General features: G+C 73.8%; 22 protein-coding genes and 1 riboswitch. Of the genes, 8 read left to right on the top strand and 14 right to left on the bottom strand.

The features are described 5' to 3' along the window. The first annotated feature begins 167 nt into the window (after positions 1-167). The 4 genes from IG84_RS0131280 to IG84_RS0131265 all read left to right on the top strand — a co-directional run bounded on the left by IG84_RS0131280 (position 168) and on the right by IG84_RS0131265 (position 3,954). A complete protein-coding gene (locus IG84_RS0131280) occupies positions 168-401 on the top strand; it encodes a hypothetical protein (RefSeq protein WP_078649612.1) in 234 nt (77 codons plus the stop codon). Positions 402-504: 103 nt separating this feature from the next. After that, positions 505-1,353 carry an SURF1 family cytochrome oxidase biogenesis protein gene (locus tag IG84_RS0131275; protein WP_031064586.1) on the top strand — a complete coding sequence of 283 codons (849 nt, stop codon included), beginning with the start codon at positions 505-507 and terminating at the stop codon, positions 1,351-1,353. A 41-nt stretch (positions 1,354-1,394) separates the two neighbouring features. Continuing rightward, complete coding sequence (locus IG84_RS0131270) at positions 1,395-3,194, top strand: glycoside hydrolase family 15 protein (RefSeq protein ID WP_031064581.1); 1,800 nt, start codon at positions 1,395-1,397, stop codon at positions 3,192-3,194. A gap of 4 nt (positions 3,195-3,198) precedes the next feature. After that, positions 3,199-3,954, top strand: a complete 756-nt coding sequence (locus tag IG84_RS0131265) for an SDR family oxidoreductase (RefSeq protein ID WP_031064576.1) — start codon at positions 3,199-3,201, stop codon at positions 3,952-3,954. A 45-nt stretch (positions 3,955-3,999) separates the two neighbouring features. On the opposite strand, the gene amaP is transcribed toward IG84_RS0131265, so the two are convergent. The 8 genes from amaP to abc-f all read right to left on the bottom strand — a co-directional run bounded on the left by amaP (position 4,000) and on the right by abc-f (position 9,986). Further along, entirely contained in the window at positions 4,000-4,602 is a 603-nt protein-coding gene (gene amaP, locus IG84_RS0131260) for an alkaline shock response membrane anchor protein AmaP (RefSeq protein ID WP_031064573.1), read from the bottom strand. A 9-nt stretch (positions 4,603-4,611) separates the two neighbouring features. Further along, complete coding sequence (locus IG84_RS0131255; RefSeq protein ID WP_031064569.1) at positions 4,612-5,277, bottom strand: DUF6286 domain-containing protein; 666 nt, start codon at positions 5,275-5,277, stop codon at positions 4,612-4,614. A 34-nt stretch (positions 5,278-5,311) separates the two neighbouring features. Beyond that, a complete protein-coding gene (locus IG84_RS0131250) occupies positions 5,312-5,845 on the bottom strand; it encodes an Asp23/Gls24 family envelope stress response protein (RefSeq protein ID WP_031064564.1) in 534 nt (177 codons plus the stop codon). Between the two features lie 3 nt (positions 5,846-5,848). Continuing rightward, complete coding sequence (locus IG84_RS0131245; protein WP_031064559.1) at positions 5,849-6,049, bottom strand: hypothetical protein; 201 nt, start codon at positions 6,047-6,049, stop codon at positions 5,849-5,851. 87 nt (positions 6,050-6,136) lie between these two features. Continuing rightward, positions 6,137-6,607 carry an Asp23/Gls24 family envelope stress response protein gene (locus tag IG84_RS0131240; protein ID WP_031064556.1) on the bottom strand — a complete coding sequence of 157 codons (471 nt, stop codon included), beginning with the start codon at positions 6,605-6,607 and terminating at the stop codon, positions 6,137-6,139. A 232-nt stretch (positions 6,608-6,839) separates the two neighbouring features. Continuing rightward, positions 6,840-7,628, bottom strand: a complete 789-nt coding sequence (locus tag IG84_RS0131235) for an enoyl-CoA hydratase/isomerase family protein (RefSeq protein WP_031064553.1) — start codon at positions 7,626-7,628, stop codon at positions 6,840-6,842. Between the two features lie 132 nt (positions 7,629-7,760). Beyond that, positions 7,761-7,982 (bottom strand): helix-turn-helix domain-containing protein, encoded by a 222-nt coding sequence (locus IG84_RS0131230; protein WP_006606369.1) that lies wholly within the window; start codon positions 7,980-7,982, stop codon positions 7,761-7,763. 405 nt (positions 7,983-8,387) lie between these two features. Next, positions 8,388-9,986: a ribosomal protection-like ABC-F family protein gene (gene abc-f / locus IG84_RS0131225; RefSeq protein WP_030264662.1), complete on the bottom strand. Its 1,599-nt coding sequence runs from the start codon at positions 9,984-9,986 to the stop codon at positions 8,388-8,390. 290 nt (positions 9,987-10,276) lie between these two features. On the opposite strand from abc-f, the gene IG84_RS41905 reads away from it, so the two are divergent. Next, a complete protein-coding gene (locus IG84_RS41905; protein ID WP_031064546.1) occupies positions 10,277-10,693 on the top strand; it encodes a VOC family protein in 417 nt (138 codons plus the stop codon). Positions 10,694-10,829: 136 nt separating this feature from the next. Here IG84_RS41905 and IG84_RS0131215 read toward each other — a convergent pair whose 3' ends face one another. The 3 genes from IG84_RS0131215 to IG84_RS0131205 all read right to left on the bottom strand — a co-directional run bounded on the left by IG84_RS0131215 (position 10,830) and on the right by IG84_RS0131205 (position 14,624). Beyond that, positions 10,830-12,503 (bottom strand): hypothetical protein, encoded by a 1,674-nt coding sequence (locus IG84_RS0131215; RefSeq protein ID WP_382467429.1) that lies wholly within the window; start codon positions 12,501-12,503, stop codon positions 10,830-10,832. 200 nt (positions 12,504-12,703) lie between these two features. Then, entirely contained in the window at positions 12,704-13,831 is a 1,128-nt protein-coding gene (locus IG84_RS0131210) for an alpha/beta hydrolase (RefSeq protein ID WP_031064539.1), read from the bottom strand. Positions 13,832-13,952: 121 nt separating this feature from the next. Continuing rightward, positions 13,953-14,624, bottom strand: coding sequence for a class II aldolase/adducin family protein (locus IG84_RS0131205; protein WP_031064538.1), 672 nt, complete (start codon positions 14,622-14,624; stop codon positions 13,953-13,955). 215 nt (positions 14,625-14,839) lie between these two features. On the opposite strand from IG84_RS0131205, the gene IG84_RS0131200 reads away from it, so the two are divergent. The 3 genes from IG84_RS0131200 to IG84_RS0131190 all read left to right on the top strand — a co-directional run bounded on the left by IG84_RS0131200 (position 14,840) and on the right by IG84_RS0131190 (position 17,326). Beyond that, positions 14,840-15,616 carry a lysozyme gene (locus IG84_RS0131200; RefSeq protein WP_031064536.1) on the top strand — a complete coding sequence of 259 codons (777 nt, stop codon included), beginning with the start codon at positions 14,840-14,842 and terminating at the stop codon, positions 15,614-15,616. A gap of 170 nt (positions 15,617-15,786) precedes the next feature. Next, on the top strand, positions 15,787-17,046 hold the full coding sequence (locus IG84_RS0131195) for an inorganic phosphate transporter (RefSeq protein WP_031064534.1): 1,260 nt from the start codon (positions 15,787-15,789) through the stop codon (positions 17,044-17,046). 31 nt (positions 17,047-17,077) lie between these two features. Beyond that, entirely contained in the window at positions 17,078-17,326 is a 249-nt protein-coding gene (locus IG84_RS0131190) for a hypothetical protein (RefSeq protein WP_031064532.1), read from the top strand. A gap of 25 nt (positions 17,327-17,351) precedes the next feature. Here IG84_RS0131190 and IG84_RS0131185 read toward each other — a convergent pair whose 3' ends face one another. The 3 genes from IG84_RS0131185 to IG84_RS0131175 are packed head-to-tail and all read right to left on the bottom strand — an operon-like array spanning position 17,352 to position 21,808. Further along, a complete protein-coding gene (locus tag IG84_RS0131185; RefSeq protein ID WP_031064530.1) occupies positions 17,352-18,695 on the bottom strand; it encodes an extracellular solute-binding protein in 1,344 nt (447 codons plus the stop codon). Further along, the gene (locus tag IG84_RS0131180) at positions 18,692-21,370 is read right to left on the bottom strand and encodes a caspase family protein (RefSeq protein ID WP_031064529.1); all 2,679 of its coding nucleotides are present in this window, start codon (positions 21,368-21,370) and stop codon (positions 18,692-18,694) included. The genes IG84_RS0131185 and IG84_RS0131180 overlap by 4 nt, the downstream gene beginning before the upstream one ends. Before the next feature lie 6 nt (positions 21,371-21,376). Next, positions 21,377-21,808 (bottom strand): hypothetical protein, encoded by a 432-nt coding sequence (locus tag IG84_RS0131175; RefSeq protein WP_051862669.1) that lies wholly within the window; start codon positions 21,806-21,808, stop codon positions 21,377-21,379. 155 nt (positions 21,809-21,963) lie between these two features. Beyond that, a riboswitch (cobalamin riboswitch) is annotated at positions 21,964-22,163 on the top strand. Positions 22,164-22,248: the final 85 nt, after the last annotated feature.

The following is a 22,248-nucleotide window of genomic DNA, read 5'->3' as shown; positions in this document are numbered from 1 at the left end:
CAGGGGCGCGGGGAACTGCGCGAGCAACCCACCACGGCGGGCCGGCCGGCAGACGACCGAACCCCCACGGCGAGCAGCCGCAGCCCCCGCCCCCATCCGGGTGAAGCCACACAACACACCCCCGCCCGGGCGGGCCCCGTCGGAAAACCGCGCCCATCCTGGGGCGCATGGCACGATGCGAGGTCTGCGGAAACGACTACGGCATGACGTTCGAGGTGCACGCGCAGGGCGCGGTGCACGTCTTCGACTGCTTCTCCTGCGCCATCCACCGCATGGCGCCCATCTGCGAGCACTGCCGGTGCCAGGTCATCGGCCACGGCGTCGAGGCCGACGGCCACTGGTACTGCTGCGCCCACTGCGCCCGCGCGGAGGGGAAGGTGGGCATCGTCGACCGGGTCTGAGGGCGCGCGCCCGGCACCCTGACCGCCGGACCGGGGCGCTTCGGCCGGCCCCCGGCGGGACCCTGCCGTCGGGGGCCGAATCGTGACAGGTACCGTCAATACCGTGTACCGCTTCCTGTTGTCCCGGCAGTGGGTGATCCTCACCCTCGTGGGCCTCGTCCTGATCCCTGTCATGATCAGGCTGGGCTTCTGGCAGCTCCACCGCCATGAGCACAAGGTCGCGCAGAACGCCCAGATCGCCGCGGCGCTGCACGCGAAGCCGGTACCGGTCACCGATCTCGCGAAGCCGGGGCGCGACCTGCCGGAGGCGGACCGCTGGCATCCGGTGCAGGCCACGGGTCGGTACGACACCAAGGGCGAGGTAGTGGTGCGCAACCGCACCGCCGCCGACGAGCAGACCATCGGCTACTACGTCCTCACCCCGCTGCGGCTGACCGGCGGCTCCACCGTCCTGGTCAACCGCGGCTGGATCGCGCCCAGCGGCGGCGCGCTCACCACCTTCCCCGACGTGCCGCCGGCGCCGAAGGGAACGGTCACCGTCACCGGCCGGGCGATCCCCGACGAGACCACCGCCGAGAGCGGGATCAAGGACACCAAGGGCCTGCCCGACCGCCAGGTCATGCTGATCAACAGCAAGCAGGCCGCCGAGCGGCTGCACCGCCCGGTGCTCGGCGGCTACATCGAGCAGACCGCGCCCGAGCCCGCGCACGACAAGCCCGAGCTGGTGCCGGACCCGGACCACGACAGCATCGGCCCGCACATGGCGTACGCCATCCAGTGGTGGCTGTTCGCCGCCGCCGTGCCGGTCGGCTGGGTGGTCCTCGTACGCCGCGAGCGCCGGGACCGCGCCGCTGCCGCCGCCACGGCCGAGGGCTCCGCCGCCCCGGCCGAACCGGAGCGGCCGCAGGAGAAGGCCGGCTCCGCCACCCCGGCAGCCGCCGCCAAGGACTAGCCCCGGCATAGCTCCCGGCCCCACCGGGCAGTCGTGACAGCGTGCATCCACCTATCGAGGACTACGCGCTCATCGGGGACCTGCAGACCGCCGGGCTCGTCGGCCGCGACGGCTCCATCGACTGGCTGTGCCTGCCCCGCTTCGACTCCGCCGCCTGCTTCGCCGCCCTGCTGGGCAACCGCGACAACGGCCACTGGCGGCTCGCCCCCGCCGACCACCGCGCCCGCAGCGAGCGGTCCTACCGGGGCGACTCGCTCGTCCTGGACACCGTCTGGACGACCGACACCGGCCGCGTCCGCGTCACGGACTTCATGCCGCAGCGCGACCGCGCCCCCGATGTCGTCCGCCTCGTCGAGGGCCTGGAGGGCAGCGTCGAGATGCGCGGTGTCCTGCGGCTGCGCTTCGACTACGGACGCGTCGTCCCCTGGGTGCGGCACGTCGGGGACTGCCGGGTCGCCGTCGCGGGGCCCGACTCCGTCTGGCTGCACTCCGTGCCCGAGGTGACGACGTACGGCCAGGGCTTCAGTACTCGCTCCGACTTCACCGTCGAGGCCGGCGAACAGGTCGCCTTCGTCCTCACCTGGCACCCCTCCCACGAGCCGCGCCCCGCCCGCATCGACCCGTACGACGCGCTGAGCTGCACGCTGGAGGACTGGGAGGAGTGGGCGGCGCAGTGCTCGTACGACGGGCCGCACCGCGATGCCGTCGTCCGCTCCCTGATCACGCTGAAGGCGCTGACGTACGCGCCCACCGGCGGTATCGTCGCGGCCCCCACCACCTCGCTGCCCGAGGAGATCGGCGGCGTCCGCAACTGGGACTACCGCTACTGCTGGCTGCGCGACGCCACCCTCACCCTCAACGCACTGCTCTCCGCCGGGTACACCGAGGAGGCCGTGGCCTGGCGCGACTGGCTGCTGCGCGCGGTGGCCGGCTCCCCCGCCGACCTGCAGATCATGTACGGACTGTCGGGCGAGCGGCGGCTCCCCGAGGCGGAGCTGCCCTGGCTGGAGGGGTACTCCGGCTCAATCCCCGTCCGTATCGGCAACGCCGCCGTCGAACAGCTCCAGCTCGACGTCTACGGCGAGGTCCTGGACTCCCTGCACCTCGCCCAGGCCGCCGGGATGCCCGACAAGCCGCACGCCTGGAACATCCAGCGCGCGCTGCTCGCCTTCCTTCGGAAGAACTGGCAGGAGCCGGACGAGGGCCTGTGGGAGGTGCGCGGCCCGCGCCGGCACTTCGTGCACTCCAAGGTCATGGCCTGGGTCGCCGCCGACCGCGCCATCCGCACCGCCGAGGCGCACCCGCATCTGAAGGCGGATCTCGACGTCTGGCGCGCGATGCGGGACGAGGTGCACCGCGAGGTGTGCGAGAAGGGGTACGACCCCGAGCGCGGGACCTTCACCCAGTACTACGGCTCGGAAGAGCTGGACGCGGCGACGCTCCTCATCCCGCGCGTCGGCTTCCTGCCGGGCGACGACCCGCGCGTCATCGGCACCGTCGACGCGGTACACCGGGAGCTCACGCACAACGGCCTGGTGCACCGCTACAGCACGCGGCGGGCCGACGGGCCCCACCACAAGACCGACGGGCTGCCGGGCCAGGAGGGCACCTTCCTGGTGTGCTCCTTCTGGCTCGCCGACGCGCTGCACCTCACCGGGCGGCAGAAGGAGGCCCGCGAGCTCTTCGACCGCCTCCTCGAACTCCGCACGGACCTCGGGCTGCTGGCCGAGGAGTACGACCCGGCGACCGGCTGCCAGCTCGGCAACTTCCCGCAGGCGTTCAGCCACGTCGGCCTGATCGGTACCGCCTTCACGCTGGCCGGGATGCTCAAGGCAGACTGACCCCATGGACCTTGGACTCACCGACCGGACGTACATCGTCACCGGCGCGACCCGTGGACTGGGCCGCGCCACCGCCAGTGCGCTCGTCGCCGACGGCGCGAACGTCGTGCTCACCGGGCGTACGGAGGAAGCGGCCACCGACGCCGCGAAGCAGCTCGGCCCGCGCGCCCACGGCGTCGGCGCGGACAACGCCGACCCGGCCGCGGCCCAGCGCCTGGTGGACGCCGCCCGCGACCGCTTCGGCGGCCTGGACGGCATCCTCATCAGCGTCGGCGGCCCGCCCCCGGGCAGCGCCGCCTCCAACACCGACGAGCAGTGGCAGGCCGCGTTCGACTCCGTCTTCATGGGCGCGGTACGGATGGCCCGTACGGCCGCCGAGGCGCTCGGCGAGGGCGGCGTGATCGGCTTCGTGCTCTCCGGCTCCGTGCACGAGCCGATCCCCGGCCTCACCATCTCCAACGGGCTCCGCCCCGGCCTCGCCGGCTTCGCCAAGTCGCTCTCCGTCGAGCTGGGCCCGCAGGGCATCCGCGTCCTCGGCGTGCTCCCCGGCCGCATCGCCACCGACCGGATGCAGCAGCTCGACGAGCTGTCGGGCGACGCGGAGGGCTCCCGCGCCCGCAACGCCGCGACGATCCCGCTGCGCCGCTACGGCACCCCGGAGGAGTTCGGCCGCACCGCCGCCTTCCTGCTCTCCCCCGCGGCGTCGTACGTCAACGGCGTCATGCTGCCCATCGACGGCGGGGCGCGGCACGGGTTCTGAGCCCACCTGAGCCCAGGAGCCGGTACTCGAGCTCCCGCGCGGGCGTCAGCTGACCCGTTCGGCCCGGTGCCGTACGGCCCGCAGCCTGACCTCCGCCGGGAGCTCGGCCAGGCCCGTCGACTCGCGGGCGTGCTCCACCACCTGCGTGCCGAGAAGATCCACCGCGCCGACCGGGTCCGCGTGCGGCTCCAGCAGGAGCCGGACCCGTACGCGGGGCTCGCGGCGCCGGCCCGTCAGGTGCGCGACGGCCTTGTGCACCCCGTCCGCGCTCGCCGCCTCGGCCGCGAGGACGTCTTCCAGGGCGCGCCCGCGCAGCAATGCGCCCTCGCCGTCCCCGGTGTCGACCAGGACCTCGCGCAGCCGGCGGCCGCGGAACTGGGTCACCAGCCACCAGAGGGCGAGCAGCGCCAGGACGGCGAGTGCGGCGATCACCACCGGCCACCACCAGCCCGTGCCCGTCCAGCGCGTACGGTCCGCGGCGGGCAGCAGGACGTCACCGGGCGCGGCCCACGGCCACCCCTTCGGCAGCCCGTCGTGCCACTTCTCCGGCGCGAGGCCGCCGAACAGCACCAGCCCGCCGGCGCCCAGCAGCACCAGTCCCATCAGCCCCAGCAGCACACGGTTGACCGCCCGCCGTACCTGACGCATCGGCACCGCTCACCTCTTCCCGGGACGGCGTACATGGACGGACAGGGCGAGCGGGCGGACGAGGCCGAGCCGCTCCAGGCCCTCGGCGAGCGCGGCGTCCACGTCACCGCGCACCTCGTCCAGCTCGCGGAAGTGCGCGATCGCGCGCGCCCGCACCCGGCGGCGCGAGACCGTGATCCGTACGGACTGCACGCCCGCCACCTCCATGGCGCGGTCGCGCAGCACCAGCGCGGCGGCCGGGCGGTCCAGCCCGGCCCGCATCGCGGGCGTCGCGGGCCGCATCGTCAGGACGGCGCGCAGCCCGGGCGTCACCGCGAGCACGATCAGCCAGAGGCCCAGCGCCGCGGCGAGCGCCGCCGCGGCCAGTACCCAGGGGCTGTCCAGGGGGCGGGACGCCAGCTCGTCGGCGAGCCACTGGCGCCAGGCCATGGCCTGCTGCCCGGCCCGCACCGCGGCCACGTCGTACAGGAAGAGCCCGGCCACCGCGAGCAGCACCAGCGCCACCAGTGCGGCCGGCAGCCGCCGGGCCGACCAGAAGCGTCCGGCCCTGCCGCCGCCGGTGCCGGAGGTGTACGCGGCGGCGGAGGCGGACTGCTCGGGCCCTTCCGGGCCGCCGGGTCCGCTCGGTGCCTTCTCCAGCGTCGGGAGCCGACGCGTCGTGTCCGGCTCGCTCATGTCCCGCGTCCCGTCGCACAGGTCGCCGTACGCCTCATCGCACTCTCCCCTGCCCGGCCCGCTTGAGCTGCGGCGAGTGCAGGCGCGTCACCTGCACCGCCACCTCGGGCACCGTCATGCCCGCCAACGCCCATACCCGTTCGGTCACTTGCCGACGCACGGCGCCGCACTCCGCGCCGATGTCGCAGGGGTAGCCGAGCTCGACGAAGATCCGGACGTGTGCCTCGCCATGGGTGTCCTGGCTGTTGTGCCGCCGCACCACGACGGTGGCACGGGCATCATCGGGACGGACGTCGCGGGGGCGGGTACCGCGCTGCGGGGTGTCGCTGTCCGGGGCGCCGTCACGAGCGGCCAGGTCGTCGGTGTACGGGCTGTCGGCGGCGTGCGCGCCGCTGCCGTCCCGCGGCACCGCGTCCGGTCCGCGCCGCAGCGCCTCCCGTGCCGCCTGGGCCGCGATCTTCGCGACCACCCGGTCGGAGATCCGTGTCGCGCCGCGCTGTGCCGGCGGGACGGCGGGCGGCTGGACGGCGGACGACTGGACAGCGGGCTGCGGGGTCTGTCCGGCCACGCCTCACCGCCGCCGGGCGTCGCGTTCGCGGCCGCCCGCGCGGCGGAAGAAGTCGCCGGGCTCCATGTCCCCGTCCAGGAACCGGCCGGCCACGAAGCCGACCGCGCCCAGCGCCGCCACCAGCAAGAAGGCACCGAAGCCGCCGAAGTACCCGGCGAAGCCCAGCGCCATGCCGGCCAACAGACCGGCCACGGCCATGCTCATCGTGCACTCCCTCGCTGCCACCCCGCCGGGATGGCGGTCGGACCACTGCCCTCGGACTGCTGTGGGGCCATTGCTGCTGCCGGGCCGTTACTGGAGCCTGGGCTCCTGTTCTTCCTCTTCCACTTCGTCCGGCAGCTTGACGTCGCTGACCGCGATGTTGACCTCGACGACCTCCAGGCCCGCCATCCGCTCGACCGCCGCGATGACGTTCTCGCGTACCGCCCTGGCGACTTCGCCGATGGCCACGCCGTACTCGACGACGATCTCCAGGTCCAGCGCCGTCTGCACCTCGCCGACCTCGGCCTTCACGCCGCGCGTGACGGACCGGCCGCCGGGCACCCGGTCCCGTACCGCGCCGAACGTGCGGGCGAAGCCGCTGCCCATCGCGTGGACGCCCATGACGTCCCGGGCCGCCATGCCGGCGATCTTCTCGACCACGCCGTCCGCGATGGTCGTGCGCCCCCGGGTCGCCGGGTCGCCGCCGCCGCGCTTGGTTCCGAGGGTCTTCCGGGCGGCGCCCTCGCCGTGCTGCTGGCCGCCCTGTGCGGTGTCGCTCATCGCATCGTCCCTTTCCGCGGAAGGAGCGGACGGAACGGCACAGCTGACGTCCGCTCCGATGCCCACATTAGGCGGGACCGGGGCACCGCGCCGCCTGGATACGCCGAGTGGGCGCGGAACGACGCGGACTCGCCCCTCGCACGCCCCGGCGTACCGCGGCAGGGCTGCTCCCCTGCCACGCGCCCCGGCGCACGGCTCAGGCGTTACTCGCCCGGCGCACCACAGGCAGGCGTTACTCGCCTGCGCCGGCGAGGTCGCGGAGCCGGCGGCCCTGCGCCGCCCGTTCCGCCGCGCGCTGCTCGTCGAGGGAGCGCGTCGCGGCGCCGGCCAGCAGGGCCTTGGTCTCGATGACGGCGTCCCTGGGCGCGGCGAGCAGCGCCGCCGCGAGATCCGTGACGGCGCCGTCGAGCTGGTCCGCGGGCACCACGAGATTGGCGAGGCCCGTGCGCTCGGCCTCCTCCGCGTGGACGTACCGCCCGGTGGCGCAGATCTCCAGCGCCCGGGCGTAGCCCACGAGATGGACGAGCGGCTTGGTGCCGGTGAGGTCCGGCACCAGGCCAAGGCTCGTCTCACGCATGGCGAACTGCACGTCCTGCGCACACACCCGCAGGTCGCAGGCGAGCGCGAGCTGGAACCCGGCACCGATGGCGTGCCCCTGGACGGCGGCGACCGACACGATGTCGTTCCGCCGCCACCACGTGAACGCCTCCTGGTACTCGGCGATCAGCGCGTCCATCTCGTGCTCCGGGCCGCGCCCCATCTCCAGGAAGGACGGCTCGCCCGCGAAGCCCTCGGGAGTGAATGCCTGCCGGTCCAGGCCGGCGGAGAAGGACTTGCCCTCGCCGCGCAGCACCACGACCCGCACACTCCCGGGGAGCTGCTGCCCCGCCTCGGCCAGGGCCCGCCACAGGGCGGGCGACTGCGCGTTGCGCTTCGCAGGGTTGGTGAGGGTCACCGTGGCGACGGCGTCGTCAACGGTGAGCCGGACACCGTCCTTGTCGAGCAGGGTCAGGGAACTCATCGCGCGCCTCCGAGTCGGCCGTCGGCCACTGAACAGTAACCAGTGAGTCTACTGAACAGTAACCACCCGGTCGACGGCTTCTTCGACCGGGTGGCACCGTCGGCTCTTCGGAGTCGCGGGCCGCCTCTCAGGTCATGCCGAGGCGGCCTTCTTGCCCCTCGTGGCCCCACCGCGACCGCGCAGGACCACACCGGATTCGCTGAGCATCCGGTGCACGAATCCGTAGGAGCGGCCGGTTTCCTCGGCCAGCGCCCGGATGCTCGCTCCGGAGTCGTACTTCTTCTTCAGGTCTGCCGCGAGCTTCTCGCGCGCGGCGCCGGTCACCCGGCTGCCCTTCTTCAGAGTCTCGGCCACCCGTGCCTCCTCATGGGAAGTGCGCTCTGGACTCTCATGATCACCCCTCCCGCCCGTCCTGGCCACCCATTCGGCAAGGTCCGTAGGACATCGTTTGGCGCGCGCGGCGGCGCACGGCCGCTCGGAATCATGGATTCCAAGGGCCTTACGTGGCCGCCTGCGCCGAGACGTGTGAAGAAGGGCCAGGTCAGGGCGTACGGGGCGAAGCGCCACGGAATCCGTAGCCGTCCGGCCCCGCCCGTGACACGCGGCGCGCCGGGTACGAGCCGTTCTCACTCAGATGATGGATCACCCGTCGGCCGAATGATCCATACCGCGTTGATCAAGATGTCCTACGGCCCGTGCGGCGCCGTGCCGGGCGCCGCGAGCGGCCGGGCGAGCGCGGCGCCGGGCGCCGCGGGGGGATCAGGCGAGCGCCACCAGATCCGCGTAATCCGGGCCCCACAGGTCCTCCACGCCGTCCGGCAGCATGATGATCCGCTCCGGCTCCAGGGCGTCCACGGCGCCCTCGTCGTGGGTCACCAGGACCACCGCGCCCTCGTACGTGCGCAGCGCCCCGAGGATCTCCTCGCGGCTGGCCGGGTCGAGGTTGTTGGTGGGCTCGTCCAGGAGGAGGACGTTGGCGGAGGAGACGACCAGGGTGGCGAGCGCCAGCCGGGTCTTCTCGCCGCCGGAGAGCACGCCTGCGGGCTTGTCCACGTCGTCGCCGGAGAACAGGAAGGAGCCGAGGGTCTTGCGGACCTCCACGAGGTCCAGGTCCGGCGCCGCCGAGCGCATGTTCTCCAGGACCGTGCGGTCCGGGTCGAGCGTCTCGTGCTCCTGCGCGTAGTAGCCGAGCTTGAGGCCGTGGCCGGGGGTGACCTGGCCGGTGTCGGGCTTCTCGGCGCCCGCGAGCAGCCGCAGCAGGGTCGTCTTGCCGGCGCCGTTGAGGCCGAGGATGACCACCCGGGAGCCCTTGTCGATGGCCAGGTCGACGTCGGTGAAGATCTCCAGCGAGCCGTACGACTTGGACAGGCCCTCCGCGGTGAGCGGGGTCTTGCCGCACGGCGCGGGCTTCGGGAAGCGCAGCTTGGCGACCTTGTCGGACTGCCGCACCTCCTCCAGGCCCGAGAGCAGCTTCTCGGCGCGACGGGCCATGTTCTGCGCGGCGACGGTCTTCGTCGCCTTCGCGCGCATCTTGTCCGCCTGGGTGTTCAGCGCGGCGGCCTTCTTCTCGGCGTTGGCGCGCTCGCGCTTGCGGCGCTTCTCGTCGGCCTCGCGCTGCTGCTGGTACAGCTTCCAGCCCATGTTGTAGACGTCGATCTGGGACCGGTTGGCGTCCAGGTAGAACACCTTGTTGACGACGGTCTCGACGAGGTCCACGTCGTGGGAGATGACGATGAAGCCGCCGCGGTAGGTCTTGAGGTAGTCCCGCAGCCAGACGATCGAGTCGGCGTCGAGGTGGTTGGTCGGCTCGTCCAGGAGAAGCGTGTCGGAGTCCGAGAAGAGGATCCGGGCCAGCTCGACGCGGCGGCGCTGACCACCGGAGAGGGTGTGCAGCGGCTGGGCGAGGACGCGGTCGGGCAGGCCGAGGCTGGCGCAGATGGTCGCGGCCTCCGCCTCGGCGGCGTACCCGCCCTTGGTGAGGAACTCCGTCTCCAGGCGCTCGTACTTCTTCATCGCGCGCTCACGGGTGGCGCCCTTGCCGCCCGCCATCCGGTCCTCGTTCTCGCGCATCTTGCGCAGGACCTCGTCCAGGCCGCGCGCGGAGAGCACGCGGTCGCGGGCCAGCACGTCCAGGTCGCCGGTGCGCGGGTCCTGCGGGAGGTAGCCGACCTCGCCGGAGCGGGTGACCGTGCCGGCGGCGGGGATGCCCTCGCCCGCCAGGACCTTGGTGAGGGTGGTCTTGCCCGCGCCGTTGCGGCCGACCAGGCCGATGCGGTCGCCCTTGGCGACACGGAAAGAGGCGGACTCGATGAGGACTCGGGCGCCGGCGCGCAGCTCGAGGCCGGAGGCGGTGATCACGGAAAGACTCCAGGGCAGGGTGGACGGCGGGACGGACGGGCGGAAGAAGCCGCAACGCGGCGCGCTCCGCGGGGAGCGCGGACGGGCCGGCGCCGTCTAATGCACAAGGAGAATTGCCATAGGGCCAGTCTAACGGTGGTGTGCAAGCAGATTTCCCGGCCACCGCCGCCCCTGCGTGACCCTGCGGCGAGAGCCGTCAGAAGGGCCGAACTCCCAGGTCAGGTGGCGTTGTCAGACCCCGCTGGCAGACTTGTGTGAGTCAGGCCACACGGCTCGCGAAGGGACAGATCATGCCCGCCACCCCGCCTCCCTCCATCTGCCCGACCCTGCTCTACGCCGATCCCAAAGCAGCGATCGAGCTCCTGACGACCGCCTTCGGCTTCACCAGGGGCGCGCTGTACGAGGACGAGTCCGGCACCGTGCTGCACGCCGAGCTGTCGTACGGCAACGGCACGGTCATGATCGGCGCGAAGGGCCGCGGCGGCGTCTTCGCCGAGGCGATGGCCGACGCCGGGCCGACCGGCGTCTATGTCGCCGTCGCCGACGTCGACGCGCATCACAAGCAGGCCGCGGCGGCCGGCGCGGAGATCCTCATGCCGCCCACCGACCAGGACTACGGCTCCCGTGACTACATGGCCCGCGACAAGGAGGGAAACGTCTGGAGCTTCGGCACGTACGCCCCGTCGACCAAGGACGCGAACGCCTGAGCGGCGCCCCGCCGGCCGGTCGGTGGCACCCTCGCCCGGCCGCCGGACCGAGGCACGTCGGGTGGGGCCCGGTGGCCGGTCAGCGCCGCGCATGGCCCGGAGCCCCGCCCGTGGCCCGGAGCGCCGGTTGTGGCTGTCAGGCGCCGCCCGTGTGGACCTGGAAGGCGGCGCGGCGGACGGCCTTGGCGAGGGCCGGGTCCGGGTGCGCGGCGGCCAGCGCCACGAGGACCTGGACGGTGCGCGGGTGCCCCACGGCGCGTACTTCCTCCAGCAGGCGCGGCACGGAGCCCTGCACGGCGGAGTCCAGATGCCGTACGAGCAGCCGGCTCTCGCCGTGGTCGGCGACGGCCGCCGCGGTGTCCACCCACAGCCAGGTGGACTCCTCGCGGGTGAGCACGTCCGGCGCGGTCTCCGGGTCGCCGCCCTCGTGCTCGACCAGCCACAGCAGGGCGTAGGGGCGCAGGGCGGGCTCGTCGGCCGCGGCCCGTACGGCGGGCTCGGCCGGTGCGCCGACCGCGCGGAGCGCCTCGAAGGCGAGTCCGCGCAGCAGGGCGTCGTCGCCGCGGGCGACCGCCAGCAGCTCCTCGACCGCGCTGCCGGCCGAGCGCGCGGCCAGCCACGCCCGGTACTCGGCGCGGGCGGGTCCCGGGGTGAGCCGCGCGCAGCCGCGCAGCATCGCCTCGGCGGACTGCTCGATGTTGCCGGCGGGGCTCTGCGCGGCCACGCAGATCTGCTCCAGCTTGACCCACACCGCCCAGCTTCCGAGCGGGGTGAGCCGGGCCTGCCGCTCGCCGGACGGTTCGCCGCCCCGCAGCAGGGTGGCGGCGTCCCCGGCACCGCGCGCCCGGGAAGCGCCGTTCCCGCCGCGTACGACGAGCGCGCCGACCGCGGCGAGCGCGCCCAGCGCCCAGTCCAGCAGCTCGGCGGACGACACCTCGGTGGACGGCAACTCGGTGGACGGCAGCTCGGCGGGCGGCGCCTCGGCCGCGGCGTCACCGACGGCCCGGTCCGCGTCCGCCGCGCCGGTCGGCTCCGACGGGCCCGTCTCTTCCGCCGAGGCGGCGGGGTGCCCCTCGGGCGTGTGTTCAGTGGCCTGGCCATCGGCATCCGGGGCGGTGCCGATTGCTTCCTGTCCGCCGGGCTCCGCGTCCCCGGTGGCCTCGTCCACCGCCGGGCCCTCGTACGGCACCTCGCAGCGCTCCGTACGGAGTTCGGCGATGCGCTGGTCGAGCAGCTCCAGGAGATCGGCCACCTGGACCGGGCCCGAGGAGAGGTACAGCAGCGACAGCACCTGCGGCAGCGCCTCGATCACCTCGGCGACCGCTCCGGGGCGCGCGGCCTCCGGGGCGGGGCGCGCCAGTGACCAGGCGTCGAAGAGCGCGACCCAGCCGCGCAGCGCCGCCGAGTCGTCGCGGTCCCAGGCACGCAGCCGCCAGCCCGGCCGGGCCTCCCCGCCGTGCAGCTCGATGAGTCCGGCCAGCCGGGCCCGGTCCCAGTCGGCCCGCACCTGCTTCGGCGTCAGATCCAGTTCGGCGGCGGCCTCCTCGGCCGCGGCGTCCGGGAGCGAGCCGTCGGGGCCCGCGCACGCGCCCACGCCCTCGCCCCGCGCGCGGTCGGCCCAGCGGGCCACGCGGACGGCGCCCGCCAGTCCGCTGCGCGCCATCCGGGCCAGCTCAGCGGGCGGCGGAGTGCCCTCGGGCGGCCGCGTCGCGGGCCTGGCGGTCCGGGTGCTCACCGCGCGGCGGGCGGCGGCGATCGGTTGTCTGGGGACGAGGCGGAGCCGGGAGTCGCGCGGAGTACGGGACGTCACAGGAGCAGTCTTGCTCTTGTGGGCCCGAAAACCCAATCGGAATGCGGATTGCGTTCTTCGGAAGGTCCGCTCGCGCCCGTTCCGCCCATGATCGCCCCCTTCCCCGCGGCACCCCGTGCCAGGCTCTCCGCCCCTCCGTGCCAGGGGAAACACACCCGCGCTGCCCACTGCACCCACGGCTGGAGCGGCTGCATCAGCAGCTACATCAGCGGCGTCAGAAACCGCCGCAGCGACTCCTCGTACTCCTCCGGCTCCGCGTTCCACATGGCGCCGTGCGGGGCGTCGTTGACGGTGTGCAGGCTGACCAGGTCGGGCCGGGCCGACTTCAGACGGCGGGAGGCCGCCCAGGGGGCGATGGTGTCGCCGGGGCCGTGGAAGATCAGCGTCGGTACGGAGAGCAGCGCCGGGTCGCGCGCCTCCGCCAGCCGGTCGGAGTGAAGGCCCGTACTCCCCTCGGCGGCCCGCACGGCCAGCGGCAGCACGGGGCGCGGCACCCGGTGCGCCGCCGCCAGCGCCCGTACCGTCGCGCGCCAGTCCAGTACCGGTGAGTCCAGCACCAGCCCGGCGATCCGGTCGCGCAGCGCGGAGTGCGCCGCGGCCTGTAGCGCCATCGTCGCGCCCGTGGACCAGCCGTGCAGGACCACCCGCTGCGCGCCGTACCGCAGGGCGTACCGGATCACCGCGTCCACGTCGCGCCACTCGGTGTCCCCGAGGTGCCCGATGCCGTCCACGGTGCGCGGTGCGCCGAGGTCGTTGCGGTACGCCGGTGCCAGCACCGGGAAGTGATGGCGTCGCAGGAACGGCATCACGACCATCGGGTGCTCCCGCGTCGTGCCGAGGCCGTGCACGGCGATGATCCAGGTGTCCCGGTCGCCCGGCAGGAACCAGGTGGGCAGCGCGCCCAGTTCGCCGGGCACGTCCACGTCCGCGCACTCCAGGCCGAGCGCGTCGGAGGGGCTGCCGAGGTACACCTGCGGGGTCAGCCGCATCCGGGTGCCGCGCGCGAGGGTGCCGTGGGTGATCCGCTCCAGGCGCCGGACGACGGTGTCGGCCGCGTGCGGCTCGCCGTCGCACACCGGGCCGATGACGGCGTGGCAGCCGCGGCCCGTCAGGCCGTACCGGCCGGGCCGCAGCGCGGACAGACTGCGGGTGAGCGTGACCCGGTCGTCCGTCGTGGCGTGCACCGTCAGCCGCCCGTCGCCCGGGAACGGCCGGTCGGGGGCGGGTTTCAGAGCGACGTCGCTGGCGTACCGGCCGGCCGCCAACGCGGCCGCTCCGGTACCGATCACGGTGGTGACGGCCGCAGCCGCCGCGGTACCCAGGCGCACCCTCCCCAGTCTGGGGAGCCGGGCGGCGCCTGGCCAGTGGGCCGCTCCGGCCGGGTGACGGACCCGGCCACCCCCGGCCCGCCCCGCTGCCGGTACCACCGCTGCCCGCGTCACCGCGCCCCTATCCCCGCTGTCCGTATCCCCGCAGTCGGTCGCCCGCCTCGGCGAGCTGGTCCTCGGAGAGCAGGGACGGCGTATGGCCGGGGACGGACGCGGCGGTCAGCCACAGCCGGCACATCCACTCCAACTGCGCCGTACGGTCGTACGCCTGGTCGAGAGTGTCGCCGTAGGTGAGGGTGCCGTGGTTCTGCAGGAGCACGCCCGTGCGGCCGCGCAGCGCGTGCAGCATGTTGTCGGCCAACTCCTGGCTGCCGTACGTCGCATATGAGGCAACCCGGACGGTACCGCCGAGGGCCGCGGTCATGTAGTGCACCGGCGGGAGTTCGGGGACCAGTGTGGAGACAGCGGTGGCGTGCACCGCGTGGGTGTGGACGATGGCGGCGGCACTGGTGTGGCGGTACACCGCGAGGTGCATCGGCAACTCGCTCGTGGGCTTCAGCTCACCGGCCACCTGCCGCCCGTCCGCCGGGTCCACCGCCACCAGGTCGTCAGGGCCGAGCCGGTCGTAGGGGACGCCGCTGGGCGTGACGAGCACCAGCCCGCCGACGCGCACCGAGACGTTCCCCGACGTGCCGACCACCAGCCCGTCCGCCACCGTGCGCCGCGCCGCGGCCACCAGCGCGTCCCACGCCTCCGCCACCTCTCGTACCGGTCCGGACTCCCGCTCCGTCATCCCGCCCCACTCCCTCCTGACGCACCTGGGCTCCGCACCGTACCGGCCGCCCCCCGCGCAGCCGCGGCACTGTAAGGCGGACCATTCCCCTCCGGTACCCCCCAAACAGGGACACCTCGGCGATAATCGGTGATTGGCCGGAGGTCACCGTCATCTCGGGATCATCCAATAACCTCTGGATGATTTGTCATGCACGTCGCCATCCGGGGGGAACCATGGCTCGTGACCACAAAGGTGACCACACACCGGCCTTACTGCCCCGCCTGACCACCGCCGCCACCGGAACCGCTCTGGCACTGGCCGTACTGGCCGGCGCCGCGCTCACCGATCTCGCCGCCGCGAGTCCCTCGACTGCGAGCGGTGTACCGCACGGCCACGACGTCTCCTCGCACCAGAAGAACGTCGACTGGCCGGAAGCCCGGGCGAACGGCGCGCGGTTCGTCTACGTCAAGGCCACCGAATCGACCTCCTACACCAACCCCTACTTCGGCCGGCAGTACCGCGGCGCCCGCCAGGCCGGCCTGCTGCGCGGCGCGTACCACTTCGCGGTGCCGAACCAGTCCTCCGGGACCGCGCAGGCCCGGTACTTCCTGAACCACGGTGGCCAGTGGAAGGCGGACGGCCGGACGCTGCCGCCGGCCCTGGACATCGAGCACAATCCGTACAGCAAGAAGCACAAGTGCTACGGCGTGAGCAAGAAGAAGATGGTCCGCTGGATCTGGGGCTTCAGCGACGAGATCAAGCGGCAGACCGGGCGCCGGCCGGTCATCTACACGACTACGCGCTGGTGGAACACCTGCACCGGCGGCAGCGGCGCCTTCGCGCAGAGCCACCCGCTGTGGCTGGCGTCCTGGCACGGCAAGCCCGGCAAGCTGCCAAAGGGCTGGTCCTTCCTCAGTATCTGGCAGTACTCCAACAAGGGCAGGTTCCCGGGCGACCAGAACGCCTGGAACGGTACGTACGGCCAGCTCCGCAGGTTCGCCGCGGGCTAGCACGCAGCACGTCCGGGACACCTCCGGATGAACCTCAAGTGACAGGTGAGGCGCCTCCGCACGAAATCGGCGGGGGCGTCACCACCAGGCCCGTTGTCGTTCATCTTCCGTTCACCCATCCTCCCTACGGTCGTTCGCGTCACTGACCATCGAACTGATTGCCTGGGTGAATGGAACACATCACGCTTCTCATCGGGATCGTGATCGTCACGGCCTTGGTGTTCGACTTCACGAACGGCTTCCACGACACGGCCAACGCCATGGCCACCACCATCTCCACGGGGGCCCTCAAGCCCAAGACCGCGGTGGCGATGTCGGCGGCGCTGAACCTCGTCGGCGCCTTCCTCTCCGTCGAGGTGGCCAAGACCATCTCCGGGGGCATCATCGACGAAGGTGCCGGTATCCGGCCCGAAGTGATCTTCGCCGGTCTGGTCGGCGCGATCGTCTGGAACCTGCTCACCTGGCTCGCCGGCCTCCCCTCCAGCTCCTCGCACGCCCTCTTCGGCGGCCTCATCGGCGCGACCCTGGTGTCCGTCGGCATCGGCGGGGTCAACGCCGACGCGGTCGTCATGAAGGTCCTCATCCCGGCCGTGGCCGCACCCATCGTCGCCGGCATCGCCGCGACGGCCGCCACCCGGCTCACGTACCGGCTGGCCCGCAACCGCGCCGAAGAGGACTCCGCCAAGGGCTACCGCGCCGGGCAGATCGCCTCGGCCGCGCTGGTCTCCCTCGCGCACGGCACCAACGACGCCCAGAAGACGATGGGTGTCATCACCCTCGCGCTGATCACCGGCGGCGTGCTCGCCCCGCAGGCCGACCCGCCCCTGTGGGTCATCGCCTCGGCCGGCATCGCCATCGCCCTCGGCACGTACCTGGGCGGCTGGCGGATCATCCGCACGATGGGCAAGGGCATCACCGACATCCAGCCGCCGCAGGGCTTCGCCGCCCAGACCGGCGCCGCGGTGACCATCCTCGCCTCCTCGCACCTCGGCTTCGCGCTCTCCACCACCCAGGTCTGCTCCGGCGCGGTCATGGGCTCCGGCCTCGGCCGCAAGGGCGGCGTGGTCCGCTGGTCCACGGCGGGCCGGATGGTGATCGCCTGGGGCCTGACGCTGCCGGCCGCCGCGCTGGTGGCCGCCGGTGCGGCCTTCCTGGCCGGCCAGGGCACCTGGGGCGTCACCACCGTCGCCGTGCTCGGTGTCGCGATCTGCGGCGCCATCTGGGCCGCCTCCCGCCGCAAGCCGGTGGACCACAGCAACGTCAACGACGTCGCGCCCGCCGAGTCCGCAGCGCCGGCCGGTGTCGTCACCGCCGCGCTGCAGAGCGTCGCCCCGCCGCCCGCGGGTTCGACCACGGCCGGCGCCGGGACGATAGAGGGCATCCCGGCCCAGTCCACCACCCGCTCCCCCGCCACCTCGGCCGTCCGCTGACGCCGGGCGCTCGCCTTAAGGAACTCACGCCATGAACATCGACTGGGCCGCACTCGGCCAGGTCTTCGGCACCACCCTCGTGGTGACCGTCGCGATGGTGGGCCTGTTCACCCTGGGCATCGTGGGCACGTCCCGCAAGCCCCGCCAGGAGGGCGAGGCGGGCACCGCCGCGGCCGTGGGCGGCGGCACCTCCGCCGTGGCCCGCACCGGCGGCTACGCCTGCTTCGCGCTCTGCCTCGCGGCCGTCGGCTACGGCATCTTCCTGATCGTCGCCGGCTGACACCCCCGCATAGCACTGAAGGCGCTCAGCGTCCGCGTTCTCCGCGGCCGCTGAGCGCCTTCGTCGCTTCCTCGGCGAGCTCGTCGGCGATGGACGCGTCGTCCTGGCCGGTGAGGTAGTCGGAGACATAGAGCTGGACGACCTTGCTGTACGTGGCGTAGTGGGCGCTGCGTGGCCGGGGCGCCGCGTCCTTGAGCGCGCGGTGCAGCAGGTCCGTGTACGGCGGGACCCGGCCGGGCGGCGCGGTGCTGTGCCGGGCGCCGTCGCCCTCCTCCCGCCGGGCGTCGTCGGGCGGCAGGTCGCACGCGGGCGCCGTGCCGTCGTACGCCGAGGCACGGGTGGCCGCGAAGCCGCGCTGCAGCAGGCAGTGCTCGCTGCGCGCCGAGGTGAGGGCGGTGATCAGGGAGCGGGCTTCGTCCGGGTGCGCGGCGTCGGCCGCGATGGCGAGGTTCTGGCCGCCCAGGACCGTGCGGTGCCGGCCTTCCGAGGAGCCCGCGGGAAGCTGGGCCACGTCGAACTGCCGGCCGGGGTCGAGCTTCTCGGCGACCGAGGCGTACTCCACCGGCCAGTTCCGCATGAACAGCGCCCGCCCGTCGGCGAACCATTGCCGGCTGGCGGTCTCGTCCATCGCCGTCGCTTCCTGCGGCATGATCGTGCGCAGCCGCTCCTTGAGCGCGTACACGCCCTGCTGCAGCGCCCCGGCGAGGTGGGCGGTCCGCTCCGGGTCGCCGCCGGACGCCCAGACCGACTCCAGGGTGTTGACCGTGAGCCCTTCGTAGGGCCGGAGCTGGGCGACCATGCCGTACAGCTTCTCGTCCGCCGGGCGGTGGGCGTTCTCCTTGGCCATGATCTCCTGCGACCAGGTCCGGAGCTGCTCCCAGGTGTCCGGCGGCCCGTCGTACCCGTACTTCTCCAGCAGGTCGCTGCGGTAGTAGAGGAGCCCGGCGTCCGTGTTGAAGGGGACGGCCCAGACGGTGCCGTCGGAGCCGGTGGTGGCCGTCTTCTTGACGCTGCTGAGGAAGTCGCCGCCCAGCTCCTTGCCCCAGGGCCGGATGATGCCGGCCGCGGCGAACTCCGCGGTCCAGGCCACGTCGATGTTGAGCACGTCGTACCCGCTGTTGCCGGACTGGCCGGCGGCGAGAAGCTGGCTGCGCTGCCCGTCGGCGGTGTCCGGCAGCTTGACGATGCGGACCGTCTTTCCGGTCCGCCGCTCCCACTGGCGGATCAGCTCCCGGCGCACCCCGGTGCTGCTGAGGTCGCTGCCGGTGGCCAGGACGATGTCCCCGTCCGCGGCGGGCGCGGGCCCCGGGTCCGAGCAGCCCGCCGCGAGCAGGCAGAGGACGGCGACCGCCGCGGCCACGCGCTTCACCGGCCCGCCTCCTGTCCGCCCGTACCGAAGGAGGCCACCAGTCCGGCCAGGGTGTCCGCGGCTCCCGGGCCGCCGGCCACGCAGTTCCCTCCCGAGCCCTCGACGACGTGCCGGACCGGGGCCGCGTCGCAGCCGCCCCTGCCGGTCGCCAGGACCACCACGGGGATCCGGGGGTGCGCGGCGAGCGCCTCGGAGAGCGCGTCGCGCGCCGCCTTCGACCGCTTGCCCGCGCCGTCGTCCTCGTCGAGGACGAGCACCACGGCCTTGGTCCGCTCGGCCGGGCTGTCGCGCAGCCGGTCCAGCGCGGCGGTGAGCGCCTCCTGCATCCAGGCCCCCTGGTCGACGAGACCGCCGTCGTCCCGCTGGAGGCGCTCCAGCAGCCTGCGCCCCGCGTCCGGGCCGGAGCTGCCGGTCCTGATGCGCTCGACGGGGTGCTCGCGGTCCCGGGCGGTGGTGCCGGGCCCGGGATACGTCCACAGCCCGTACGTGTCCTTCGGCCCGAGGACCTCCAGGGCGCGGCCGACCGCGTCCGCCGCCCCGGCGATCCGGCCCCCGTCCGCCATGGAGGTGGAGGTGTCGAGGAGGAAGAGGAGCTGCCCGGGGCGGTGCGCCGTGTCGTACGCGGCCAGCACCTGGGCGACCCGCTGCTGCCCCGCGGTGTACGGCTCCACGCCGACGTCCGGCAGGACGCCCGCCCGGCTGTCGCGGAGCGGGGAGCCGGTGGGCGGCGGGGCGGCGCGGCCGTCCGCGTTCACCCCGCGGTACCCGGCCTCCGTGATCACCCGCTGGCCGCCGTCCGGCCGCCGCAGCCAGTCGGCGAACCGCTCCGAGGCGGCCTGCCGGCGGGCGGCGTCGGCGGCCCCCTGCCAGGCCACCCGGATCAGCGGGTGGTCCAGGCCCGGCACGCCGGCCGGGTAGTACGCCTCGTAGCGGTCGTCCTTCTCGGGGACGGTGGCGAGGGCCGGGCAGTTGCCGACCGCGTGGCCGAGGTTGGCGTCGGTGAGGGACTTCTCCGTGACCAGCGGCGCCGCGGTGGCGCGCGCCTTCGCGGCCGCCGAGGCGCCCGGGCGCAGCGAGCACAGCAGCTCGGCGCTGCCGGCGTACTGGCTGCCCGGCGCCCGCAGCCGGCTCTCCACCCGCTCGGCCACCTCCGGCCGGGGCGCGCCGCTGTCCCGGCCGACGGGCGCGCCGTCGTCGGCCAGGTAGAGGCCGATGGTGTGCATCAGGCCGATGCCGGACAGCGCGGGGCTGGGGCGGAGCAGCCGCAGCTTGCGGTCCGCCGCGTCGTCCAGGATCTTGTGCCAGCTGCTGCCGGCCTGCTCGGTGTCGCTGAGGCCGCGCGCCGCGGGGACGCCGACGACGAGCGGGGTGAAGGCGACCGGGCCGGTCCGGTGCAGGGTGACGGGCGCGTGCGCGGCCATGCCCTGGCGGACCTGGAGGTAGTCGACGGTCGATTCGGGCACCCACAGATCGGGCTGGGGGCCCGGCCGGTAGAGCGGCTCGGTGGCCTGGCCGCCGCTGCCTCCGGGCGGAGCCTCGTCGGCCCCCTCGGCCTCGCCCTGCCAGCGGTCCGCCGCGGCGAAGCCCTGTGCCACCTGGTCCTTGGCGGCGGAGTAGACGGTGATCTGGGTGCGCCGGCAGCCGTCGGGGACGTCGTCCTCGCCCGGCACGGGCTCGGTGTTGAGGCCGGACATCTCGTACGCGAGGGCGGCGGCGCGCAGCGTCGGCTCGGCCTCGGGGGCGGTGAGCAGCCGCAGCTCCTGGGCGGGCGGGCAGCTCTCGGGCGGCCCCAGCCGATCGACGAGGATCAGAGCGGCGGCGGTGAGGGCCGGCGCGACGGCGGCGGCGGTCAGCAGCCGTAACCGGCGCCGCGGGCGGGAGCGCCACCAGCGCCGGGCCCGGACGGCGAACGGCGTGCGGGGCCGCAGCTCCCGGGTGGCGAAGGAGACCACCACGTCGTCGACGGTGTTCTGCTTGGAGGCGCGCGGCACCCAGGCGCCGCCCTGCGGAGTGGTGTGTCCGGCGAGCCGGCGGCGCAGCTCGCCGGCGAGGTCCTCGAAGGTGACGAACTCCTTGCCCTCGATGCCGTGTTCGAGGATGTCGAGCACGGCGCGGGTGAAGAGGGTGCCGCCGCCGGGCTCGGTGCCGCTGAAGATGCGGCGGTTCGGCTGGGCGGCCATCAGCAGCGAGACCGGCTTCTCGTGGGTGCGGAAGCTGTCGTCCGCGTTGCCCGCGAAGCAGCACTCGAGCACGACGACGACACGGTCGGCCCGGGACGCCTCCAGCCGCGGCAGGACGTCCTTGGCCCAGGAGACCGCTTCGTGCGAGGCCACCCTGCGCTCGTCCTGCGCGACCCGCGAGGAGCCGACCAGCAGGTGCAGGTCGCTGCCGTCGCGCCGGACCCGGCCGTGCCCGGAGAAGTAGACGAGCAGCAGTCCGCGCGCCTCGCGGGCCGCGGTGCGCAGCGCGGCGGTCAGCTCCTCGGGGGTGTCCGGGCGCAGCGGCGTCACTTCCTGGGGCAGGAAGAGGTCGGTGGCCGGGGCGCACAGCACCCGGCCCAGCTCGTCGGGGTTGGCGAAGACCGCGTCGAGGTCGTGCAGCCGGGGGTCCTGGTACCGGCTGACGCCGATGATCAGCGCGCGGTTCTGCTTGCCCCGCGCGTCGTAGAGGGGCATCGCCGGTTACTCCGTGCCGACGCGGCCGCTCCGGTCGTCGCGTTCGGTGCGCGGATCGGGGTCGTCGAGGCGGCGGTGTCCGGAGGCGTCGGTGATGTCGAGGCCCGGGGCCTCGCCACTGGCGGCGGTCTCCCTGCGGTGGGCGAGCCACTCCCGCAGGGCGATGAGGAGCTGCTCGGTCATCGGCGCCGCGACCGCGCCGATGAGGACCAGGACGAGGTCGTCGATGCCGACGGCCATCTCGGGACCCTGGTCCGCCGCGTCCGCTCCGGCGCTCGGGGCGGTCTCCGCGCCCGGCGCCCGGCGCCAGTCGTGGTTGCCGGGCGTCAGCCAGGACTCGCGCTGCAGCCAGCGCTGGAGGTCCTCCAGATCCTGGCCCCCGTCATGCGTCCCGGTGACTCTGATGCGTACCTCGTGACGCTGTCGGCTCTCCGTCATCCCGTCCCCCTCCTGCGGCACCTTTGCCATAGGTGCCCCGATGGTGTCGTGCCGGAGGTGCGGCAGGCAACAGGTCGTCAACCACCGTCCACGCTGTGTCCTTGGCCACAGGGGCTGCCATACGTTCGCGTCGCAGGTCAAGGGTGAGTTGACGGGCATTCGCGGCACGTGGTGGACTGCCCGGTGCCATTCGGCGACAGATGAGGAAGTCCGGTGAGAATCCGGCGCGGTCCCGCCACTGTCACCGGGGAGCGCTCCTCCAGAAGAGGCCACGGCCCGCCGCAGACACCGGGCTGGAAGGCCGGGGGCAGCGCCGATCCGGGAGCCAGGAGACTCTCGTCGCCCGTCACGTCGAGCCAGGGCGCGGACCCTGAGTGAGGACACACGTCATGCCGGGCCCCGAGCCGAGACCCCTGCCTTCCTGTGCCGTACGCCCGGTA

It is taken from the genome of Streptomyces ochraceiscleroticus (assembly GCF_000720485.1).
Taxonomy (GTDB): Bacteria; Actinomycetota; Actinomycetes; order Streptomycetales; family Streptomycetaceae; genus Streptomyces; species Streptomyces ochraceiscleroticus.
The sequence above is the reverse complement of the archived record's forward strand: the minus strand, read 5'-3'. Positions and strand labels throughout refer to the sequence as shown.